This window comes from Oleiphilus sp. HI0128 (assembly GCF_001635365.1).
Window position 1 is genome coordinate 1 of the sequence record NZ_LWGG01000408.1, and the last position, 2,253, is coordinate 2,253.

Genomic DNA, 2,253 nt, shown 5'->3' on the forward strand with positions numbered 1-2,253 from the left:
TTAGCTTGGCGTTATGTGTCATAGAGAGAATATGGAATTCCAATCAAACACAGATTTATTCGATGCAATTGAAGGGTTGCAAGCTAGTTTAGTTTCGACTGGTAACGAACATGCAAGTAATCAAATAGCTGACGGTTTGTCTTCATTGAATGGTCTTACCGATGGTTGGGCTCAATTATTAGAATCTATAAACAATGCAAGGTGTGAATTTGGTTCTGCTTTAACTGAAGAGCAAACTAACCAAATCAACAAAATTCAGAGCGCAGTGCATAAGATTGTGTACCGTGCTTAAACACATAACCAAAAGCACCAACGGATTCCATAATATGTCGCGGTTTTTGCAAAGAAACGCAAAAAGCCCCGCCAAATTATTCCACCGTTGTGNNANGCGTTGGTATGACTCCCCACGTCAAGAGGCCCGCACAAAATCCTGCCGGAACCTCGGCCAGAGCCTTTCTTTTTAATTAACATTCTTCCCGTTAGGGAAGCGTCAACGCATCAGATGAAGCAAGTAATTTCGACGGTGATCATGCTGGTATTCGTGGGTTGCTAACGCGACGCGTTAACCTATCCAACCTTACTTATTACGTCGTGGTGCCTGTCTTCAGTCTATGCTCGTGGATCAATGTACTGCTAGCTCATTGCCAACCTAACGCCTTCGGTGATTGCACCACAGCCGCTGCTTGATCTTTTGCATTGACGCTAAACTTGTTCATGTATTATTCCTTATCTACTTAAGCGGGTACGCGTGAGATTCGTGTTTTTGGATCTATTCTGGGTAAGGTGACTTCCTTCGAGATTGACCAGATATAAGCTATCAGTTCTCGTGCGATCGCCGTTACCACGACACTTCGATGTTTACCTTTGTGTATTAGTCGTTGATATCGTCTACATAATCTCTGTTGTGCTTGCCAAGCTTGATCAATTACCTCTTTCGGCAATCCTTCCTGCCTGAGCTGTAATTCCTTCGATATCTTTGCGGGATAGCGATAGCTATGTGCAGCCTCAACTAACAATCTCCTCGCTCGCCCATTTCCACACTTGGTGATCGCGCCTAAGTGTCGTTTTCCTCCACTTGAATGTTCGGAGGGCGTCGTTCCGATATAACTCATCAGTTTTCTAGGGCTATCAAATCGTGTTAAGTCTCCTAGCTCTACAATGACACCAGTGGCGGTGAGCAGTCGAACGCCTCTCAAGGCTTGTATCGCTTTCACAACCGGATAATATCGCCATTGCTTCACGTGATGGGCGAGTTCATTGTCCAGACGCTCTAGTCGAGCATTGCGTTCTGAAATGGTTTGAATCATCTCTTGCAAGACAAATTGCTGACTAGGATGAGGTAAGATGATCTCTGTTAACCAACGAAGGTGTTTTAAGCTCCAATTTGATTTGCCTGAATAGTTAATATGGTTTCTGAGCAGCAAGGCTTTTAGCTGGAAACGTGCATTATTCAAATCATGCATTGCACGCTCACGTGCTCGAGATAGATCTCGTATTGCTTCATCTGCGGGTTCAGGAACGTAAATCGGATCAAGGTCGCCATTACGAACCAAACGAGCTAAATCTTGTGCATCGCGTTTATCTGTTTTCACGCGTTGTCCGGGTTTCTTTGGAATCAGTGATGGCGCAACAACATAGCAACAATGGCCTAAGCTTGTCAGCAATCGATAAATCCAGTAGCCACAGGGGCCTGCTTCATAAACAAAATGCAGGGTAGCCTGCGGGTATTTGCTTTCAAACTGTCTTGCCATCTTGGTAAGTGATACTTTGGCTGAAGAAACTCTTCCAAGATGTTTTACTTCTGAGCCTCGTTGATCTTCGCAATATGCGACTTCGGTGAACTCCTTATGGGTGTCCAATCCGACAAAAATTATGGTATTGTTTTTCATGGTGCTGGCCTCCGCTTATATGGTATGACACATATATTATGGCTCTGGCTTTGCTAACCCACGATAGGAGGTCAGCACTCTTTTGGGACGTGGGGAGTCATTATGTCTAAATGTTTTTTGGCTCTTAAGGTTTAGGGCTCAATATTCGGCAGGGAATGCTCGTTTCTTATCATGTATTCCTCCGTTTAAAGTTTTAGGGTAGGTGGCACGTTTTCCCACTGTTCCGCTCTGCTGTTTAAGTTTCTCAGGCACATTTGAATTTGTAGAGGCTTCGTCGGTGGTGTGTTCCTAGGGAGTCCGGTAAAGTCGCCATCTAGGGTGTTTTTGTCTCTGGGCCAGTACAAAGGTTTTAACGTGGTGTTTG

The 2,253-nt window shown here is 44.6% G+C and carries 2 protein-coding genes; one reads left to right on the forward strand and one right to left on the reverse strand.

What is annotated here, in order from left to right; translation table 11 throughout:
• The first annotated feature begins 31 nt into the window (after positions 1-31).
• Positions 32-292: a hypothetical protein gene (locus tag A3763_RS05015; RefSeq protein ID WP_068510940.1), complete on the forward strand. Its 261-nt coding sequence runs from the start codon at positions 32-34 to the stop codon at positions 290-292.
• Positions 293-734: 442 nt separating this feature from the next.
• Here A3763_RS05015 and A3763_RS05020 read toward each other — a convergent pair whose 3' ends face one another.
• Positions 735-1,889 (reverse strand): IS110 family transposase, encoded by a 1,155-nt coding sequence (locus A3763_RS05020; RefSeq protein ID WP_068510169.1) that lies wholly within the window; start codon positions 1,887-1,889, stop codon positions 735-737.
• Positions 1,890-2,253: the final 364 nt, after the last annotated feature.